The 19,128-nt window shown below is 62.6% G+C and carries 14 protein-coding genes; 6 read left to right on the top strand and 8 right to left on the bottom strand.

The genetic code is table 11. The features are described 5' to 3' along the window. The first annotated feature begins 70 nt into the window (after positions 1–70). A complete protein-coding gene (locus FSB78_RS10685; protein WP_147082555.1) occupies positions 71–1,342 on the top strand; it encodes a PQQ-dependent sugar dehydrogenase in 1,272 nt (423 codons plus the stop codon). 14 nt (positions 1,343–1,356) lie between these two features. Next, positions 1,357–2,217, top strand: coding sequence for a hypothetical protein (locus FSB78_RS19510; protein ID WP_242008193.1), 861 nt, complete (start codon positions 1,357–1,359; stop codon positions 2,215–2,217). 252 nt (positions 2,218–2,469) lie between these two features. Here FSB78_RS19510 and FSB78_RS10675 read toward each other — a convergent pair whose 3' ends face one another. The 6 genes from FSB78_RS10675 to FSB78_RS10655 form a co-directional block, all read right to left on the bottom strand. Next, positions 2,470–2,670, bottom strand: a complete 201-nt coding sequence (locus FSB78_RS10675; RefSeq protein WP_147082550.1) for a hypothetical protein — start codon at positions 2,668–2,670, stop codon at positions 2,470–2,472. 183 nt (positions 2,671–2,853) lie between these two features. After that, the gene (locus tag FSB78_RS10670; RefSeq protein ID WP_147082548.1) at positions 2,854–3,045 is read right to left on the bottom strand and encodes a DUF6538 domain-containing protein; all 192 of its coding nucleotides are present in this window, start codon (positions 3,043–3,045) and stop codon (positions 2,854–2,856) included. A gap of 448 nt (positions 3,046–3,493) precedes the next feature. Then, complete coding sequence (locus FSB78_RS10665) at positions 3,494–4,777, bottom strand: DGQHR domain-containing protein (RefSeq protein WP_147082546.1); 1,284 nt, start codon at positions 4,775–4,777, stop codon at positions 3,494–3,496. Beyond that, a complete protein-coding gene (locus tag FSB78_RS10660; protein ID WP_147082544.1) occupies positions 4,774–5,322 on the bottom strand; it encodes a hypothetical protein in 549 nt (182 codons plus the stop codon). Before FSB78_RS10660 ends, FSB78_RS10665 begins: the two co-directional genes overlap by 4 nt. A 469-nt stretch (positions 5,323–5,791) precedes the next feature. Then, positions 5,792–5,944 (bottom strand): hypothetical protein, encoded by a 153-nt coding sequence (locus tag FSB78_RS19140; protein WP_158638003.1) that lies wholly within the window; start codon positions 5,942–5,944, stop codon positions 5,792–5,794. Between the two features lie 437 nt (positions 5,945–6,381). Continuing rightward, a complete protein-coding gene (locus FSB78_RS10655) occupies positions 6,382–7,431 on the bottom strand; it encodes an aldo/keto reductase (RefSeq protein ID WP_147082542.1) in 1,050 nt (349 codons plus the stop codon). Between the two features lie 131 nt (positions 7,432–7,562). Between FSB78_RS10655 and FSB78_RS10650 the strand changes: the two genes are divergently transcribed. Further along, positions 7,563–8,456 carry an AraC family transcriptional regulator gene (locus FSB78_RS10650; protein ID WP_199743167.1) on the top strand — a complete coding sequence of 298 codons (894 nt, stop codon included), beginning with the start codon at positions 7,563–7,565 and terminating at the stop codon, positions 8,454–8,456. 332 nt (positions 8,457–8,788) lie between these two features. On the opposite strand, the gene FSB78_RS10645 is transcribed toward FSB78_RS10650, so the two are convergent. Next, positions 8,789–9,967 (bottom strand): hypothetical protein, encoded by a 1,179-nt coding sequence (locus tag FSB78_RS10645; RefSeq protein ID WP_147082540.1) that lies wholly within the window; start codon positions 9,965–9,967, stop codon positions 8,789–8,791. 652 nt (positions 9,968–10,619) lie between these two features. Further along, positions 10,620–11,675 carry a sensor histidine kinase gene (locus FSB78_RS10640; RefSeq protein ID WP_242008191.1) on the bottom strand — a complete coding sequence of 352 codons (1,056 nt, stop codon included), beginning with the start codon at positions 11,673–11,675 and terminating at the stop codon, positions 10,620–10,622. Positions 11,676–12,012: 337 nt separating this feature from the next. Here FSB78_RS10640 and FSB78_RS10635 point away from each other — a divergent pair, with 337 nt between their 5' ends. The 3 genes from FSB78_RS10635 (at position 12,013) to FSB78_RS10625 (ending at position 19,080) form a co-directional block, all read left to right on the top strand. Beyond that, positions 12,013–16,977 carry an AAA domain-containing protein gene (locus FSB78_RS10635; protein WP_147082538.1) on the top strand — a complete coding sequence of 1,655 codons (4,965 nt, stop codon included), beginning with the start codon at positions 12,013–12,015 and terminating at the stop codon, positions 16,975–16,977. Continuing rightward, positions 16,974–18,443 carry a hypothetical protein gene (locus tag FSB78_RS10630; RefSeq protein WP_147082536.1) on the top strand — a complete coding sequence of 490 codons (1,470 nt, stop codon included), beginning with the start codon at positions 16,974–16,976 and terminating at the stop codon, positions 18,441–18,443. The genes FSB78_RS10635 and FSB78_RS10630 overlap by 4 nt, the downstream gene beginning before the upstream one ends. A gap of 382 nt (positions 18,444–18,825) precedes the next feature. Further along, positions 18,826–19,080 (top strand): DUF6582 domain-containing protein, encoded by a 255-nt coding sequence (locus FSB78_RS10625; RefSeq protein WP_242008189.1) that lies wholly within the window; start codon positions 18,826–18,828, stop codon positions 19,078–19,080. The last annotated feature ends 48 nt before the right edge of the window (positions 19,081–19,128 follow it).

Here is a 19,128-nt window from a genome sequence, read left to right as displayed (position 1 = left end):
CGGCTGTCCGGCTCGCGGATATCCCTGATTGTCAGGGGGTTACACTATCGATCATAATCCGGGAGACATTATGAAAACGATCCTTGCCGTCGTCAGCGTTGTAAGTCTGACAAGCGGCGCCGTCGCACAGAAAACACCGGCAGTGGTGGGCTTGAAAACACAAGCAGAGCCCTATGCGACCGCGTCCGTAGTCAACCACCCCAGGACGATCGGCTGGCCCGAGGGACGTAAGCCAAAGGCGCCGCAGGGGTTTGAGGTGATAAAATTCGCTGGCGGACTGGACTATCCTCGCCAGGCGCTGTTGCTACCCAATGGCGATGTGCTGGTCGCAGAGGCTCGTACGAAGGCCAAGCTCGACGCCGAGCCGGACGTCCAGCGTGGCCAAGCGCTGTCGAAAACGACGGGCTTCAGCGCCAACCGTATCACCTTGCTACGCGACGCGAACCGCGACGGCGTCGCCGAACGGCGTTTCGTACTGATGGGCGGGCTCAACCAGCCGTTCGGGATACAGTACGCCAACGGGCGCCTGTATGTCGCCAATACCGACGGCGTCGTCAGCGTCCCGTTCTCGCCTGGTCAGACGCGCGTGACTGTCACGCCCCAGCCGCTCGTGTCGCTGCCCGCGGGTGGCTACAACAACCATTGGACGCGCAACCTGTTGCTCAGTCCTGACGGGCGAACATTGTACGTGTCGGTTGGCTCGGCTTCCAATGTCGGTGAGCACGGCATGGACGAGGAGACACGCAGGGCGGCAATTCTCGCGGTCGATCTTCGTACCGGACGGGAACGTCTCTATGCATACGGGCTTCGCAATCCTGTCGGCATGGCGTGGGCGCCTGGGTCGAATGTGTTGTGGGCCGCCGTCAACGAACGCGATCAGCTCGGCGACGATATCGCGCCGGACTATCTCGTCGGCGTGCGTGACGGCGGGTTCTACGGATGGCCCTACAGCTATTACGGCAAGCAGGATCCACGTCATGCGAACGACAAGCGCGAGTTGCTGGCGACGACGTTGATGCCCGATGTTGCCGTTGGTCCTCATGCCGCGGCGCTGGGCGTGGCGTTCGCAAAGGGAACGCCGGCCGCGCAACAGATTGCGTATGTCGCGCGGCATGGCTCGTGGAACCGGTCTGCGTTCATCGGGTATGACGTGCTCGCGGTACCGTTTGCAAACGGAAGACCAACGGCCGCGCCGCAGCCGTTCCTCACCGGGTTCGTTGCGGACGAGAAGAAGAATGAAGTCTATGGTCGACCGGTGAGCGTGCAGACGCGCGACGACGGTGCGATCTTCGTTGTCGACGATGCCGGGGATACCGTGTGGATGGTGCGACGCACGTCGTGACGACACCGGTATTCATGGTTCTCGCAGCGACGCTCGCCTGCGTCGTCACGCCACTTGCGTCGGCGCAGACCGTGCCGTTCATCGACACCGAGGATGCGACCCTGTCCGAAGTCGACGTGGGCGGCGGCGCCGTTCATCCGATCGTCTCGTTCGATGTCCGCAACGGCGATTACGCGCGCGGAGCGTATGACGACGATGACGCCGGCCTCGGCAGGGTTCCGGTCCATGTCGCGATCGGCGGCGCGGCTGTGCTGAAGCGCCGCGCCGATGGGGAGGGGACCCTGTTCCTGACAGGGCAAAGCTCGAACGGCTTCCATGCGCCGCGATCCGACGAAAGGTCCCGACCGCGTAGCTGGTACGAGAGCAATACGATCGTCGGTCTCGCATGGCGGCCAGTCGCTGGCCTGTCGGCAGCGGGAGCGTATGCCATCAAGGCCAGTCCCAACGGGGTGGCGGGCACGACCCATGAAGCCAGCCTGACGTTCCTCTACACCGGCAAGGACGCGGTAGGGTTTTTTGCACCTCGCTTTGCCGCGACGACGCGAACGAAGGGGCAGGGGGGCTTCTATACGATCGTCGGTATAGCCCCTGCGTTCCCGCTTACGCGCGCGGAGGACGGCCTGACGTTCACGGTGCCGGTTTCGGTCGGTGCCGGTTGGCGCAGCGTCTATGCAGCGGATAGCGGAGACAGGGTGTACGGCAGCGCCGGAATGAGCCTTGCCCAGCCGTTGACGATCGCTGGCGCAAAGGCGTCGTTGCAGGGCGAAATTCTCGCTCTCGTTCGTGACCGTCAGCTTAAACGGCTCGACACTCCCCGCGGCACGACTGCGTCTATCGTGCCGTTGGCAACGATATCGATCGCAATGGCTTGGTAACGTAGACCCCGCATGCGCGGGCCAACGACAACCGAGCGTGAGCGGGAGGGGGCGAACCCTGCCAAGCAATGCCGACCAGATACCAAGATGCATGGAGTGGGCCGGCGTCATGCCCTTCCATTCGGTCAGCAGCTCCCCGAGCAGCATGTTCGGACGAAGCCGGGTGCCGGTCGGTCGTAAGGGGGAGGCGATCACGACGCGTAGATCGGCCTGCTCCCGTTCGATCGCCGCCCTCACGGCCTCGATCAGCGCTCAATCGTTGTCCGCGTTTCGGACAATGTCCCCGAAGCCACTCTTGCTGCGGAACGATCTCTGGACCCAGAGGATCATGTGCTCGCCCATAAATAGCACGTCCTTGCGGGGACGCGTTCTGACGATGCGCATCCAGACGTCGCCCGGAAGGCTGGTGGGATCCATCGCGGCGAAACCCGCCGGCGAGGCGTCGAGGAACACCGAGACGCGCCCGCCGCCCAGCTTGGCCGCCGCCTCCTCGGCTCAGTAGACGTTGGACAGGGCGTGGAACTGGTCCAGCCGGCTGCCGCGGTGGAGCGCCGCCGCGCGCATCACTGCGGCGTCCGCCTGGGCCGCCGTGAGGAGCACGCCGGCGGTGCGCTCTGCCATCGCCGCGCGGGCCGCCTAGAAGCGCGCCGTGAGCTCGGCGTTGGCCGCCGCGAACGCCCGGCGCGCCTCGCCAAGGTCCTTCGTCGCCAGCGACTTCTTCCAGAGCTGGCGTCCGCCGAACTCCTCGCGGAGCGGCTTCGGGATCTGCCGCCGCCGATAGTATGTCCCAGTTTCAGGTTGCCGCCAGGGCTCCGCCATCGTCACCATTGTTGGTCCCGCTGTACCCGAAGGAGTTGAAGCCAACGTGAATGCTGCATTTCTGCGGATAGTGCGGAAGCTGGTGACCCCTACGAGAGGGGACCGAGGGTAGCGAAAATGGCGGAAAACCGTCATTCTCTGTACCCATGCCGGACGGTCTCTGTACCCATCCTCTGTACCCACCGGGCGGACGGCCCGCCCGGTTCCACGATCGGTGACTGGAGGCTTCGCCGGCGAAGGTCAACGCTGACCGACCATGGCGTCACGGCCCCTCCGGCGGACGATGGGCCAGCTGATCAAGCGCCCGTCGATCGCTGCGCCGTAGCCACAAGGGAGGGCTGCGGGGTGTTGACAGAGCCACCGATCATGTTCGTTGGGCTTCAGGATCGGGTGAGACCGGTAGGCCGCCTCCGGGGTTCTATGCAGCTCAAGCGGACGTCCATCTACCTGCCGCCGATCAGCGCGGGATGCGCCGAGGCAGACGGACCGAGGCGGGCTCCGCACTCATCGCCTCGGCATAGGCAACCCGCAACTGCTCGGGGTCTTTGTCGTCGTAGCCGAGCATGTGCCGCAGCAGGCGTGTGGTCACCTTGATTTTGCCGTTGATGATCCTGTTGTCGCCCACGCTGTACATCACATCTCGGTACGGCTTCTCCGTGAAGCTGCGCGGCAGCATCGCCAGCGCCGCGATCGCCTTCTTGCCGCCGCCCTCCTCCGCAATGAGCTCAGGAAGCATGCGGAGAAACACGTCTAGGCCGACGGATCGGAACAGGACGTTCTTCCTCGTGAAACGTTGGTCCTTGACGACCGACTTGGCAGGTTCGCCGGTTTTGGAGAAATAGTCCTTTAGCTCCGGAATGCCCGAGACAAACTTTTCCATGAAGGCTGCGACCCTCTCATAGTACTTAACTAAGTCAGCATCGCGCGGCCGGACAAAGCGGAGTTCCGCCCGTTGCTCGCGGGTCATCGAGTTCACGACGTTTGCAAGCAGGAAGGCGACAACATCGTAAAGCTTGATAATCGTCATGAAGTGCTCGGCATCGGTCTTCGAAAGGTTGGCAGTCCCGTACTTCACGAGCACTTGGCCTCGCGAAAAATAGGGATGCTCCTCGACTAGTTTACGCGTGATGATCGCCGCCGCGTCTGACTCATCAAGCGCGATAATCTCGGACTTGTTAACCGCCTTGGCCGTCTTATTGAGGGTGGTGAAGAGCTTTCTTGTCCTCTTGCGCCCTTCGGTATTGAGTTTGTGCGAGACGAAGATCACGGAGATCTGCTCGTCGCCCACCAATGCCTTCTCAGACACCGCCTTCTTGATTCCGCCGAGGCGATGCTGGCCATCCAGGGCGAAGAGTGTCTCGCCCCCGGCGAGGTAGAGGAAGCCGAACGCGGAACGGGCCCAGCCGTCCACGTCGCCGATGTCCCTATTCGCGCTGGAGGTCGGCGAAGAGCTGACGTTGAACTCCATCCATTCTGGATCGCCTCCGTAGACCGCAACTACTAGGGAGTTGAAGAAGTGGTCGCCCTCGTTGACGAGGTATCTACCGATCTCCGCCGCACGCCCCTCGCTCAACGCGCGCTGGATGAGATCGGAGAGCTGTCGCCCGGGCCGGACCTCGTTCACGTCGCTCGCGAACTGGATCCGCTCGGCGGCATCTCGCAGCCGCATGATGGTGGTGTAGTAGCTCCAGTCGCCGAGGCGCGCGGAGAGCGCGGGCAGGTGGATGGGGCCGATGGTCATGAGAATGCTCGCCTTATGGAACTGACCGATGCGTCGAAGTCCACGATGTTCGCGTCCGGCCAGAGCGCGGTGATCAGTTCGCTCTCGACCGACTTGATGTCCACAGTCGCCGGATCGAGCACGCAGTAGTAGAAGCTCGTGTAGCCGCGGTACCTGTATAGGAAGCTGCCAACCTTCTTACGGACCGTGTTGTCGAGTTCCGCGAGGTATTCGGCGTAGCGTACCCAGAGTGTCCGCGCGGTAGAGCCGGTCGCGCCGACCTCCCCGACGTAGAAGAGCCACGCGCTGGGTGGGAAGTCAGAATGCGGCGGATGGACGGCGAACGCATACAGCCCTGGTTTCTTGGGCACCTTGCTACGCGAGGCCTTGTCGAAAGGCACTGGAGTCCATTTCAGGCCGTGCCCTGAGGTATAGCTCCTCCAATAGGTCGGCGTCAGGCGGACCTGCTCGGTGTGCTCCTTCACCTCGGCCACCAGCTTCGCGTGCACGTCGGCCGGTGTTGCCTTCGGAGGCTTAGGCGCCTTCGACTTCGTAGTCGGCGTCACGCCCATCCCGATGCCTCTCCAGCTAGCCTAGGGCGCCGCATTCTCTCGTTCTGAGCCAAGTTCATGGTGCATGGTCTAGCAGGACCTTGCTGCGAGTTGCTAGTTTTGCTGATCGACGGCGTTCGGCACCATCAGCACGTCTTCGGCCCTCGTCGTGACGACCGCAACGAGGTTGTCCGACCGGCCACAAGCAGATGCTCGTGCTCCTGATGCCTAGCGGAATATGACTTAGGGCCTCGCCCGCTCTCGATGACGTGTTCGCGCCCCAGGACCGGTCCTTTCGCGACAACCTTATCGCCACGAGAATTGCCACTGAGATCTGAGCCAAGCGTAAACTGATCCTGTACTTAACGGCGCGGTCGATCCCATGAAATCCAGATTGGCGATGCGGCGGCGCTGAGAGGGACGTACCGCCAAGGTATATCCACCCAACAGGGTAAATCCTGCATCTCGCCAAGGTCCTCGAACCTCAAGCCATTCTCCACAGCGAGGTGCCAAACTTTGTCCCGAGCACGACTTTCGCACCGAAGCCAGCGGCGAGCTTTGCCGTAACCAGCCCGATGCCCGAACTGGCACCGGTGATCGCGACCTGAATTGGAAAGTGCTTCAGCCTAACGGTCAAGCGGAACCTCCGTTTCAGCAGCTTGTAGATCGTGATGGGCAGCCTTCGAACGCGCTTGCCGGTGGCCTGCGAATGCCGGTGCCTTCCGTGACGAGTGGCTGTCGTATAACCCTGGGAATCTGGGCATCGCGGGAAGGTACCGGAATCGTAAGAACTGTTCTTTCAGCGCGAAACGCCTTCGCTGATAACGCTGCAACCTACGGATTGAATTACGATCAGCCCGAACGCGCCATGCGCACGCTCGGACGGACCTGAACATTTGTCGAAAGTTAGGAAGCGTGAGCGGCTGGCCAATGTCCGAAATTAAGATGTGATCGCGCCGGTAGCTATTGACCAGAGCCGGTCGCTTACATCTGGTTTGATGAACGTCCGGTCCTGATGAAAGCTGCCGCTCGGCCTAGTTGAAGCTGTCTGGGCCATTAAATGTAGACAGGGGCTTAGGCTCCGCGCGGTTCCCGCTTGAGCTGGTCACCGCGGACCTTGCTCTGGAACTCGAATACCCAGCCGGGATATTCCCCAGGCAGCTTGCTGACTTCGTCGAGTGTGCTCAGTTCGGCGTCGGTCAGCGCCACCTTGGTCGCGGCGAGGTTGTCATCGAGTTGCTCCGGCTTCTTGGCACCGATGACGACGCTGGTGACGGCCTTTTGGTGGAGCAGCCAAGCGAGCGCGATCTGAGCAATCGAGACGCACTTAGCTTCCGCGATCGGCTTCATCGCATCGATCACGTCATAGCCGCGTTCCTCATTGACCGGGGGAAAATCAAAGGTGGCGCGGCGGTTGTCGCCATCCTTGGCGCCGTCGCGGCTGTATTTGCCTGATAGAAAACCGCCCGCCAGCGGACTCCACACCATCAGGCCGATGCCTTCGGATTCCACCATCGGCACCAGTTCACGCTCGAGATCGCGCCCGGCGATCGTATAATGTGCCTGAAGCGAAGCGAAGCGAGACAGGTTGAACTGGTTGGAAATACCGACCGCCTTTGCGATCTGCCAAGCGGCCCAATTGGAGACGCCGATATAGCGGACCTTGCCCTGTTGGACGACCGTTTCGAGTGCACGCAGCGTCTCCTCCATCGGCGTGATCTGGTCAAAGCCGTGGATCTGGTAAAGATCGATATGGTCGACTTGGAGGCGCTTGAGGCTCGCCTCCAGGGCGTAGAGCAAATGCGAGCGGGACGTGCCGCGCGCGTTCGGGCCGTCGCCCGTTGGCCCGAAGAACTTTGTGGCAACGATCACGTCTTCCCGTGCGATCCCAGCGTTGCGCAGCGCTTCGCCAGTGATCTGTTCGGAGAGGCCTTTTGAGTAGACGTCGGACGTATCGATGAAGTTGATGCCGGCATCGATCGCAGTCTTTAGCAAACCGTCAGCGTCTCCCTGCTGCAGGCCGCCCATGCTGCTGTAGATCCCGCTCCCGCCGCCGAAGGTCATGGTGCCGAGGCAGAGTTCGGAAACGAACAGGCCGGTGTGACCGAGAATATTGTAGCGCATAAGGTTCTCCTGGAGGAAACGGGCAGCCGATGTCCCCGCGATAGAGCGCGCGCACAGCTTCCTCGCGCCGGATTGTCGCAAACTTTTGCTCGATCCGATCACGAGTTGAACCAATCTGGTAGACGCTTGCCTTGACGTTCGGTGAAAAGCATATGGATTTTATGTGCGAAACGCTCGCCGATCTGGCCTACCGCCACGCCAATCAATCGGATGGCGCCTCGATCCCGCGCGTTAGCCTCCATGTCGCGCAAAAGCAGGGCTGGCCGATCGGGACCCTATACCAGCCCATGCTTGGCATCGTGTTGCGCGGCAGCAAGCAGGTGGTCATCGGCGACCGCACACTGCATTATGACGGCAATCATTTTTTCATTGCTTCAATTGACGTGCCCGCATCGCGCGTCACGATCGAGTATTTGCCTGAGGCGCCCTACGTCGCAGTACGGCTCGCGATCGACCAGGAGATCCTTTCGAACCTGGTTGTCGACGGACCTCAGAAAGACGAAGGCGATACCACCGCTTTCGCCGTGGGCGCGATGACGCCAGAACTGCTTGATGCCTGGTCACGGATGTTACGACTGCTCGATGCGCCAGACGAAATCGACATGCTGGCACCTTTGATCGAGCGTGAAATTCTGTTTCGCATTTTGCAGGGACCGCAAGGCGCGGTGCTTCGCCAGGCAGCGCGAGCGGGTAGCCGGATTTCACAAGTTCGGGATACCATCGCCCATTTGCGCACGAATTTGGACCGCGTCGTCAAAATTGAAGAACTGGTGGAGATCGCGGGGATGAGCGTGGCAACGTTTCATCGCCATTTCCGGGCGGCCACCGCCATGAGCCCCCTGCAATATCAGAAAACTCTCCGCCTGCAGGAAGCGAGGCGGCTACTGTTCGCCGACGCCGATGCGACAAGCGCGGCATTCGCGGTCGGATATGAAAGCGCCTCGCAGTTCAGTCGGGAATACACGCGAATGTTCGGCATGCCACCTGCTCGCGATGCTGCAAGGCTACGGGCCAGTAGGAACTAATAGACATGCACATCTGGCGTGAAGCCGGTTGATGCTGTCGCTCGAGATAATCGAGCTCCCCGAAACATCCTTTCCGAGAAATTCCGACGTCACCAAGGGCAGCTATCGTTTCCAGCCTCCCGAAACCCATCCGTCAGCAACGGCGAAGTCGGCTCGTTCGGCAACAGGACCGGAAGCCCCTCGACCGTCCGCTTACGCCGGATGCAAACAGGAGCGCCAACGCGTCGAATCCCGTCATCGCGAAGAACCAGCAGGCGAGAGGAGACTGCTTCCACCAGGGACCCGCGCCGCCATTGGCCCGATCGCGGGGGACGATCAGCCGATCGATCGGCTCATTTTTCTTGTTCATCGGTTTGGCCGCTCCGTCGCTTGAACAGCATCGTCTGCCCCTGGCGACCAAGCGACAGCATGTCTCCCTTCACGGTTATGGGAGCATTTCGCAGATCCACGACGCCGATGTCGTTCGGCATGAGGGTGTAGCTGATTAAGTTAGCTTTCTTGGCGTCGATCGGGAAGCGCGGTGATGTTAGTCCGTACGATGACATGGACAGTTGCACCCATCGCGGTTCGCGTTTCTCATCCTTAGCGAGTGCCCAGCCATCCGTCTGTGTGTAGTCGCTCGCCGGCTCGCCGCGGTCGAAGCCTACCAGAACGTCCACGCCTTGCACGCCACGACCCGAGGGCAGGGCGACCTTCACACGAAAGCCCCCCGCCGCGTCGAGCCTCGCCTCACCCTGCGTGATCGTCGGCGGCACCGGAACTGGATCGTTGATCAGAGTGATCCGGTTCCCGGCCGCGGTCCAACGCCCCTTGGCAGCTTCGTCGAGCGAGCCGACCGTCAGAAAATACTCGAACGTGCCATCGGCCTTCAGCCACAGACCCGACGCCAGTTCCATCTCCGAGTGCATGTATCGACCGACATGCCCGCTCGCCACGGCCGAGGCCAGCGACACGATCGGCGGTGGAGGTTTCGCCTCTGGCGCGATCTGGGCGTCCAGCGCCTTGATGACGGCTGGCCGCTGCTCCGCCTTCACCTTCTGCTCGTCGAGCGCGGACTTCAGCGTTTCAGGATCATCGTAGAGTTTGCTGGCGAGTTGAGCGGCCGGCTCGTTCTCGATACCCAGCGCGAGCAACGCAAACACGCCATGCGCGACGGTTGTGCCGGGTGCAGTGAGATAGATGCCGCCCTTTGGCGCTTCTAGCTGCGTGATGCCGCAGAGGTGTTCCAGGATCACACGAGGGAAGCTCTCCTTCTCCACTGGCTTGAACGCATGGTCGCCTGGGTCTGCCTTGATTGTCGGGGACGTGCCGTCCGGCCTGTACGCCGTCGAGCGCACCTCACGCTCCATGCGCCGCGTGCAGTCCTCTTCTACATCGACAGCGTAACGTACGGCACCGTGTTCGTCGGCCTTGGCCAGGTACAAGTTCACCCGTGCGGTGCGCTTATCCTTCGCCATCGTCACGGTCTTGCCCTCGAAGGTGATTACCACCTCCTCGCTCGCGACGATCATGCGCTCGTCCGTCAAGGCTTGAGCATTCGCCAAGGCCGGCAGAGACGCTAGTACCGCGGCGATGGCGGCAAAGGCCGATCCGGTGTCTCTCCCCACTCTGCTCATCTTCGCACCTCTTTGCATCTTTGTACGACTTGGGCCGCGGTGGGCAAGGAGCGATGCTTCTGACGATTGGTCTCTTCCGCGTCGGAAGTAAGGAAGATGGTAAACAAACGCTACGACCGCCGCCATACCGAACCGCTGCGGATTTGCGGAAAGCGTCTGGCCGTACAGGCGGGGAATGAATGACGACCGCTTCGAAGAACTGTTGTGAACTTCTGAACGGCCGCGGATAAGACGAGTTCCTGTTCGGTACCTGCCGCAGTTACACGATCGGTTTCGATGCCGTCGAGTAAGCAGAGCGGGTTTTCTATCCCGAGGTTCGATACAGCGGCCGACCATTTTATGTAGCAACGAGAAGCCCAGGTAACTTTCGGACTTCGGCGGGTCTCACGGAGCGCGGTCATGTTAACGGGCTTGGCAACACATCACGCGTGATCAGATCGTCGCCAACCCGAATGTGCCGAGGGGGAACTCGACGTCATCCTCCATCAGCGGACAAGCGGGACAGCCGACGGTGGAGGCTCACCTAGCCGCTCGGCTGCCTCGAAGTCTATTCCTCGGTTGCGACCAGATGCGCTGGCAGCGCCAAGGTAGCCAGCGTGCCGTCATGGTCGGCAATATGGAAGCGCCCTGACTGGCCGCGGGCAAGCGTAGTCGCGATCCGCAGACCCAAGCTCGTGCCCGCGTCCATTTCGAAATCTACAGGAAGCCCGTGGCCATCGTCCCGGATCGTTATTTCGAGGGCCCCAGTTGGGTCGCGCCAGACCTCGACGCCGATCAAGCCCGCCCTTTCATTGGCCAGGCCGTGCTCGATGGCGTTGGCGACGGCTTCGGCCACGATGAGAGCAGTGGGTACCGCCGCGTCCGGTTGAAGCCGGATTCGATCGTCTCCGGACACGCTGAGCGTCACGTCACAGCGGCCGCTCGCATCGACGACGCTGCGGCATAGTTCGTCCAGGAAGGGCACCAGTGGCTGAGCGGTACCCGATGGATCATAGATCTGTCGACTGATCCGACCGATGAGGGCAAGCCTCGTGCCTGCTTCGTCGAGCGCGGCTTTGGCGTCGACATCATTCAGTTGCCGTTTCTGCATCACCAGAAGTCCGGCTGCGACCTGAAGATTGTTGGACACGCGATGTTGAAGCTCGCGGAACAGCATCTCTCTTGTATTCGCGAGTATGCGGTTCGTTTCCCGCTCTCGTGCCAAGCGGCTATTCGCAACCTGCATCCAGTGCACGAGTGCGAGGTCGGTCGCGACCACCAACACGTAGAACGCCAAGGCAAAACCTGCGCCCTGGGTCAGTACGAAGCCGCGAGCAGGCGGAATGAAGAAGTACCATGCGACGAGACCGCATAGCAGCGCCGACAGGCTGCCCAGCCGGACGCCAAACAGGAATGACGTGATGATCACGGCAGGAAAGAAGGTGACGTAGGGAAAGCCGGGGGGAAGCAGCGGATCCGCCACCGTACGTAGCAGCCACGCCGCAGCCACGATCGCGAGTGTGGCCACCATCCCGATAACGGGACGTTCCCGCGCTATGGGAAGCCGCTCGATCCAGCGCATCGGACCCTGTGTGGCAACTGGTTCGATGGCCGATTTATTCATGGCGCCGGTAATACGACGCCGATCGTTTGGCGTCACCGTTTCATTGAGGTCACGTTACGACCGTCGATTGCGCAATCATGGCAGTCCGAGGCGTGTAGAAGGAGTAGAATGAACTGCCGCGAGGTGGTCAGACGTTCCCCACACAAGGTCAGGTGCCGCCTGGTCGCGTCGCAGCGCTCCGGCGCGAGGCCTTCGCATGGGCGATGGCGCGGCGCCAGCGTCGACGCGGAGTCCCGGAGTCGAGTTTATCCCGACGACGGCCAGACACCGGTTCATGAACGGTTGACGAGGCCCCTTCACTTGTGGACCTTCGGTACGCTGGGACCGGGGAAAGCATTTGAAGATCACGAACAACGGACGCGGCGTGCATCGTCGTGAGGTGAAGGGCGTCGAAACGCTCCAGGCCGGGCTGCCGGGCCATTGGTACGCATACACCAACCTTGACCTCGCGATGGCGCCCGGCGTCAGTCGCGAGCTCGACATCATCATCGTCACGGATGACCGCATCGTCATCGCCGACATCAAGGACTGGGACGGGCCAATCGAAAGCCGGGATGGGCGCTGGTTCAATCGAGGCAAGGACATCTGCGCCTCCCCCGTCCAGAAGATCGCCCAGAACGTCCGCGACATCCTCCCACTGCTCCAACTCCACCTCAAGAGGCACCTACCCCGGGGATCCTACACCGTGCCCAAGCTGGAGCGGATGATAGTGCTGACCGGCAGCAAGGAGCTCGGCGGCATCGCCGCGTCCGAGAGGGCGGGCGTCATGGGCGTCGAGGACTTCATCCGGTCGCTCGCGACGCGACAGCAGCGCGAGACGATCTTCGGACGCGTGCCCGCCTGGTTCAACACGCATCCCCTCACGTCTCCGGAATGGAAGGACCAGCTGTCGAAGTTCTTCAACGTCAAGAAGGGCGTCTTCCTACCCGGCCGACGCAGCTACGGGGGCTTCTTCGCGGCATCCGACGCCGCCGCCTTCCAGCACCCCGGTGGAATATATTCGGAGTTCGATGCGAGCGACGAACGCCAGTCGCCAGCGCTCGGGGTCCTTCGATTGTGGGACTTCTCCAAGGCGGCGACCGAATTCCAGACCGAGGAGGGGCGTGGCGAGATCGCGGGCAGGGAGCAGGCGGTCGTCGCCTATCTTCAGGACCGCAGCGACAGATGCGACGAGGTGATCCTCGACGGGAGGATGCGCGACCCGGATTTCGGAGTCGGCTATTGGGAGATCTACGACCGGCGCCGTCGCCTGACGCGTCTCATGGACTTCGCCGCAGTCGATCTGAAGGAGGTCTGCAAGTCCGACCGGATCGTACTCGCCCGCCAACTGATCTCAGCCCTCGATGCGCTGCACCTCGCCGAGGCCTCGCATCTCGACGTCGGCGGTCACAGCGTCTGGATCCAGCGCCCCTCGACCGTAAGGCTGTCCCACCTGATGGCGGCCAGCTATCCACAGGTGAACACGCTCGGTGAGAGCCGGTATCAGTTTCTTTCTAGCGGCGTCGTGCCCGAGGACATCCTCGGCGACAGGGGCACGTCGAAGCAGCGCGACGTGTTCCTCCTCGGAACCACCGTCCATCGCATTCTCTTCGGCCTTCCGCCCGTAGCCCAGGAAGGCGCCCCCCCGGAGTGGGATCCGTCGATTGACGCCACGGACGGTTACACGGAGCTGCATTCCTGGTTCGAGACGGCGATGGCGTGGGACCCGCGCAGTCGTTTCAAGAACGCAGGGACCGCCCTAACCGCATTCAACACCTCGACGGTTCAGCGGCCGACGGCGGCGGAAGTGCTGGAAGGTCTCGAGCGGCATCGCGGAGAAGTGCGGAGCCAAATGCAGCTCTACTCGAAGTATCCCGCCTTGGAGACCATCCGCGACGATGACTCGAAGGCGATATGGAAATCCAGCCGCGAGGGGAGCGGCCTCCTTGTGAAGATGTGGAAGCGCGCGTCGTGGGGCGATCAGACGCGGGAGGGCGGGCGAATCCTGGATTTCCTCGACCGCCTGCGGGAGATGGTGAACGCCCAGCCGCCCGGCTGCGCAAAGATCGTCGACGCGTTCTGGCTGAACGATGCCATCGTCGCCGTGCAGGAGTGGGTCGATAGCCCGGATCTGGCCACGCTGCGCGCTGATGCCACGGAGTGGACCGAGATCGGGCCGCGCGTGGAGTTCTGTCGGGCTCTTTGCGATCTCGTGGACGGCCTGCATTCCCGCAGGGTGGCGCACGGTGATCTGAAGCCCTCCAACATCCTCGTCGATCCGCTCGCGCCTGGAACACCGGTGCTCATCGATCTGGTGGACTTCGCGAGTGCCGCGGACGGCGAACTGCGAACCACCATGTATGCGCCCGAGGCCGGCGGCCGGTACGAGAGGGACCGGTTCGCGGTCACCCGCATCGTCGAACAGCTGCTCGAGCATGTCGAGGGCGATGCGAGGCTCAACGAGTTGGTCACGGACGCGATCGAGAAGATCAGAACGGCCGAGCCTCCCAACTCGACGCTCCTCCCCCTCATTGAGGCGCTCGAGGCCGCCGCGGTCGAGGAGGCCGACGAAGCGGCGCCGATACTTACCCTGTCGTGGCCGGGCCAGAGGAGCGGTGTCCTCCTTCCGGACGAGGGCCGGTACTTTCTGCGGCGGGCACCCTACCGCCGTGCGATCGTGATCAGGGGTGCCTGCGAGGAGATCGAAGTCGAGATCGACCCGGCAGCCCGCCCCTTCAGGATATCCCGCCGGCCGGTGGGGCAGGGGTTGATCTCCAGCGTCTCGAAGCACGAGTTCGGCGAACTCGACGCATTGATAGAGCTGGTCGAAGGGCCCGCCGGCGATCTGCAGGCGCTCATGCCGCTGTTCGAGCGTGCAGATGTCGTCGAGAGGCTCATGGCGCCCACCACGCAACTTCCCGCGAGCGTGGCCGGGGAAGATGAGGAGGACGCACAGGACGACGTCGTCGAAGACGTCCCCGGCGAGGCATTGGCTGAGATCACGGCGGATGCGCCACCGCCGACAGGCATCGTCGATGTGGCTTCCCTCTGGAACCGTCTCATCGATGCGGAGAAGGATCTGGTCACCTACGGGGAGGCCACCGAGGACAGCGGCTTCAACAAAGAGGCGCGCCGGCATCTAGTGCCCTTCGACCTCCTGGGCGGATCGTTCGACTACAATCGCCTTGACCGGGTCATGGTGGAACGCCTGGATTCCCGAGGGTCCTGGCGTTCAATAGCTTCTCTGGACGTCCAACGGTCCCGACCCGATGCGCTGTTTCTCGACGGGAGCCGCTTCGACGGTCGCAACGGGTCCCTCGTGAAGCAGTTCGACCAGCTTCGCTTCCGGAGCCGCTTCGAAGAGACCAGCCTGGATCGGCGCCATGCCGCGGTCTCCCGCATAACCAAACGAAATTCTCGAACCCGCGATCTGATCGACCTCTTCGATCCACGCCTGGCCGCCAAGCCGAAGACGCTGAACGAGCAGTTCGACGCTAAGGACCTCGAGAAACTATACGGTCTCAATTCGGTCCAGGCGGAGGCGCTGGCCAAGGTTCTTCGCACGCGTCCCCTCGCGCTTGTGCAGGGGCCTCCGGGCACCGGCAAGACGGTCTTCATCGCCGCCCTGGTCCATGCGGCTCTGACGTCCGGCCTGGTCCGCAACGTGCTACTTTCGAGCCAGGCGCACGAGGCGGTGAACAACGCCGCAGAGGCAGTCCTGAAGCTCTTTGCCAAGACGGGCGACGTTCCGAGCATTCTCCGGGTGGGGAATGAGAACGTCGTCTCGGATCGCCTCCTACCGTTCCACAGCGAACGCGTGGAACGTCTCTTCAAGGACGGTTTCCGCGCGGAGATGCGCGAGAGGCTCGCGATCGCCGGTCGTGGCCTCGGCCTCGATGAAGGGCTCATCGAGCAGCTCGTGCACATAGAGATCGCGATAAGACCGCTGGCGCGCCATCTGGAGGAGCTCGAGGACGAGGAGGACGCCGCCGCGCGCGAGAACGCGCTTAGGCTCACTCTGGAGCAGCAGCTCGATCCGCTTCGAATAGGCCGGGACGCCGTCCGCGACGTTCCCGCGGCGGCGCTGGTGGCGCTCCTGGTGGAGGCATGTCTCTCGCAGCTTCAGTTCGACCGTCGGCCAAGTCCCGACCGGATCGCACGATTCCACGCGGTCGCTGCCATGTCGCGCGAGTTCATAGCCAGCGTCTCGTCCGAACAGAGGAGCTTCGAGACCTTTCTCGCGGGGACCCGACAGATCGTGGCGGGCACATGCGTGGGTCTGGGAAGGTCGTCTCTCGGCCTCACGGCCACGCCGTTCGATCTGGTGATCGTCGATGAGGCCGCCCGTTGCACGGCCAGCGAGCTCGCGGTGCCCATCCAGGCCGGCGAATGGGTGGTGCTCGTCGGGGATCACAAGCAACTGGAGCCGATGCACGAGCGCAAGGTCGTCGAGGACGTCGCACAGCATTTGGGCGTCTCCGAGATCGAGGTGGCACGCAGCGATTTCGAGCGTGTGTTCGAGACATCCTACGGTGAGGCGGCCGGTCAGACGCTGCGGACTCAGTACCGCATGCTGCCGCCGATCGGAGACCTGGTGTCGTCGAGCTTCTACGCCAGATCGCCCCTCCAGCACGGAAGAACGATCCCGGAACTCGATCTGGCTTCGCTGCCGCGGGAACTGTCCCACCCTCTGGTATGGGTCGACACCTCCGATCTGGGGGAGCGCGGACGCCAGTCCGACACGGATACAAGGGGAAGCCTGTTCAACACCGCCGAAGCGGATGCCATCGTCCTCCTCCTGAAGCGCTGGTCGGAGCATCCGGAGTTCCTGGAGCATCTGCAGCAGCCCAGCCCCCATGCTCACGCCATCGGGATCATCTGCGCCTACTCGAAACAGCGGGATGTGATCAGGCGTAAGATCCAGGGAGCGAACATCTCCCCTATACTGAGAGCCGCCCTGAAGATCGACACCATCGACAGCTATCAGGGAAAGCAGAATCCGATCGTCATTGTCTCCCTTGTCCGCAACAATCGCGACGGCGGCATGGAGGGTGATACGAAGATGATCCGGCCGGGCTTCCTTTCCACGCCCAATCGCATCAACGTCGCGCTCAGCCGCGCCATGGATCGTCTGGTGATCGTCGGTAGTCGAACGAGGTGGAAGACAGGCTCGCCGATGGCCTCGGTCGCGGGCGGTTTCAGGCGGAAGGAGGAGGCGGGCGATGCGCTCGAGATATCGGCTGCCGAGCTTCTGAATGCAGCGCCCCCTGCGGGCTCGAGCGGACCGTCGGCCGCCACGACCGGCAAGGAGATGGCGGAGTGAGCGTCACACCACGCCCGAAGCTGACACCCCGGCCAACCCGGGTCGGGCTTCTGGAGGAGGCTGCGGACCGTCCTCTCCCCCTTGCGCTTCATGATTTCGCGCTTCCGTGCCGCCGCTTCGTGGTGGAGCACAAGATCGCGGAGGTCGGAAAGGTGTCAGTCACGGCTGAGTTCCTTCTGCGCCTCGTCAAGAACCTCGGAAGCTGCACGGAGGAGGAAGCGGCGTCGTTCTTCGGCTATAGTCGAAGGGAGATGTCGTACGTTCTGAACGAAGTCGAATCCGAGGATTTCGTAGAGCGCTCAAACGGCCGCCTCACTCTCACGGGTACCGGAAACGGACTCTTCAGCGCCGGCGACGACCAGCCCGCGATCTACGAGGTCGAAAAGAAGTCGGTTAGGGTCGGGTTCGACCTCCTGTCGCTGGCGCCGCAGGAGCGCTCGCCGCTTTCGCTGTTCGAGATCAAGTTGCCGGAACTGCCCGTCCAGGACGCGAAGCGGGTGTCCGATGCGACCGAGCACATCCCCAACTCGTTCCGGCGCTTCTACAGTGAACTCGCGGTCAGGACCGACCCCGCAACCACACCGCGGCGCTCGCTCTATTCGATAGACGCAGTCTCCGCCAAGGAGCGGTTCTCGGCGATCGTTCGAGTACAGGTCAACTCGACAGGGTTGCGGCCGACGGTCGGAGAGGTCGATCTGACGGATTGGCGGCCCGACTTCGAATTGGCTGACCGCGAGGCGATCTCGATGGCCGCCGCCAAGCTGGTGGAGAGCCTGACGGTGAACGCTCGCGGTGACGACGGCGAAGCGTATGATCAGCTCATCGAACTGGCGCCGGAGTTCATGAAGGACTTCACCCGGCGCGATGGCCTGTCCGTGGAACGCTTCTATCGCTACGCCTACGCGAGCCATGGCGATGTTCGATCGGACCGTCCGACCGTTCCGTTGCTAGGCTCGCTTTTCACGCTGGAGAACGCCCGCCGCTTCGTCGACGTGATCGGCTACGGATTGAAGCGGATGCAGCGCCCCGCGCAGGCGCTGTTCTGGGTCGTCCCGCAGGTTCCGCTGTGGGGAAGCTGCGCCGTCCTTCCCGAGATACTCGATCGGACAGTCGAGCGGTTGGCCGCGGCGAACGCGGACATGATGACGAAGAAGAGGATCGAGACGGCCGCACTGACAGCCGTCAGACCGGAGAAGTGGATAGGCGAGGCCTTCTCCAATGTCTTCGCCTCGGAGCGTCGGGCCCTGCCTGGCGGCCTAGAGCTGGTGCTCGTTCCCGGTGCCTTCGTGGCGGCGATGGTCCACGCCCCTATCGGCGCCGCGAGCGGGCTGGCCGTGCCACTCGGGTTCACGAGCTTCGACCCGAAGGTCGTAGCTCGGGCCACCGATCTGCTGCGACGCACCGGAAAGATGTTCCATCTCACCGAAACGCTCCTAGAGGATCTGGAGCCGATGACGATAGGGTAGGGGAGGGTGAGCCCGCCGTGCCGGGTTAGCAAAGCCGGCACGGTGCGAGCCGAGATCGCGGGGCCATACCCACCGGCCCATGAAAAATTCGTTGTAAGAATCACCGGCCGCGGCTGCTCTCATAGCGTTGCCCCGATGTACTGATGGCCCGCTTCCGCGGCGGTACAAACCCGATCGTGTGACGACGACGCCCGGTGGTTGACGCGAGATCGTACGACTGACGCTGGAACTCGCGGACGCGTTGCCTTTGTCGTCCAAGACGATGTCCCACGCGATCGAACGCAGACACGTGTGGAGTTCGAAAAAGTTAGCGAACGGTCGATGAATCTCGAGTGCGCGCCTGTTGATCCACTGCGCTCGTCATGCGTTTGGGCTTCGCAACGTGAAGGAGACGGTGATTGCCGAGCTGAGCACGAAGGACCGCGAGAAGCTGGATAAGGGATCATTTGCCTTTCCCGAGCAGGAGAAGGAGCCGCTTGAGAACGCCAGCCACGCTCGCAACGCAGTCGCCCGGTTCAGCCAAGTGAAGGACGTCACCGATGAGGAGCGAGATGAGGCGTGGAAGCGGATCAAGACCGATGCGGGGAAGTTCGACGTCGAGATCAGCGAGAAGGATTGGCGAGAGATGGGAACGTGATTCATCGTCGCTGATCACCGGGAGCGCGGTGGGAGAACGCGAGCGTCG

It is taken from the genome of Sphingomonas ginsenosidivorax, assembly GCF_007995065.1.
Classification (GTDB): Bacteria; Pseudomonadota; Alphaproteobacteria; order Sphingomonadales; family Sphingomonadaceae; genus Sphingomonas; species Sphingomonas ginsenosidivorax.
The sequence above is the reverse complement of the archived record's forward strand: the minus strand, read 5'-3'. Positions and strand labels throughout refer to the sequence as shown.

Bases quoted from the DNA above. Each gene is read 5' to 3' on its own strand.
- FSB78_RS10665 (WP_147082546.1), bottom strand. From the start codon at position 4,777: ATGACCATCGGCCCCATCCACCTGCCCGCGCTCTCCGCGCGCCTCGGC.
- FSB78_RS10645 (WP_147082540.1), bottom strand. From the start codon at position 9,967: ATGATCGTCGCGAGCGAGGAGGTGGTAATCACCTTCGAGGGCAAGACC.
- FSB78_RS10670 (WP_147082548.1), bottom strand. From the start codon at position 3,045: ATGGTGACGATGGCGGAGCCCTGGCGGCAACCTGAAACTGGGACATAC.
- FSB78_RS19510 (WP_242008193.1), top strand. From the start codon at position 1,357: ATGGTTCTCGCAGCGACGCTCGCCTGCGTCGTCACGCCACTTGCGTCG.
- FSB78_RS10685 (WP_147082555.1), top strand. From the start codon at position 71: ATGAAAACGATCCTTGCCGTCGTCAGCGTTGTAAGTCTGACAAGCGGC.
- FSB78_RS10640 (WP_242008191.1), bottom strand. From the start codon at position 11,675: ATGAATAAATCGGCCATCGAACCAGTTGCCACACAGGGTCCGATGCGC.
- FSB78_RS10655 (WP_147082542.1), bottom strand. From the start codon at position 7,431: ATGCGCTACAATATTCTCGGTCACACCGGCCTGTTCGTTTCCGAACTC.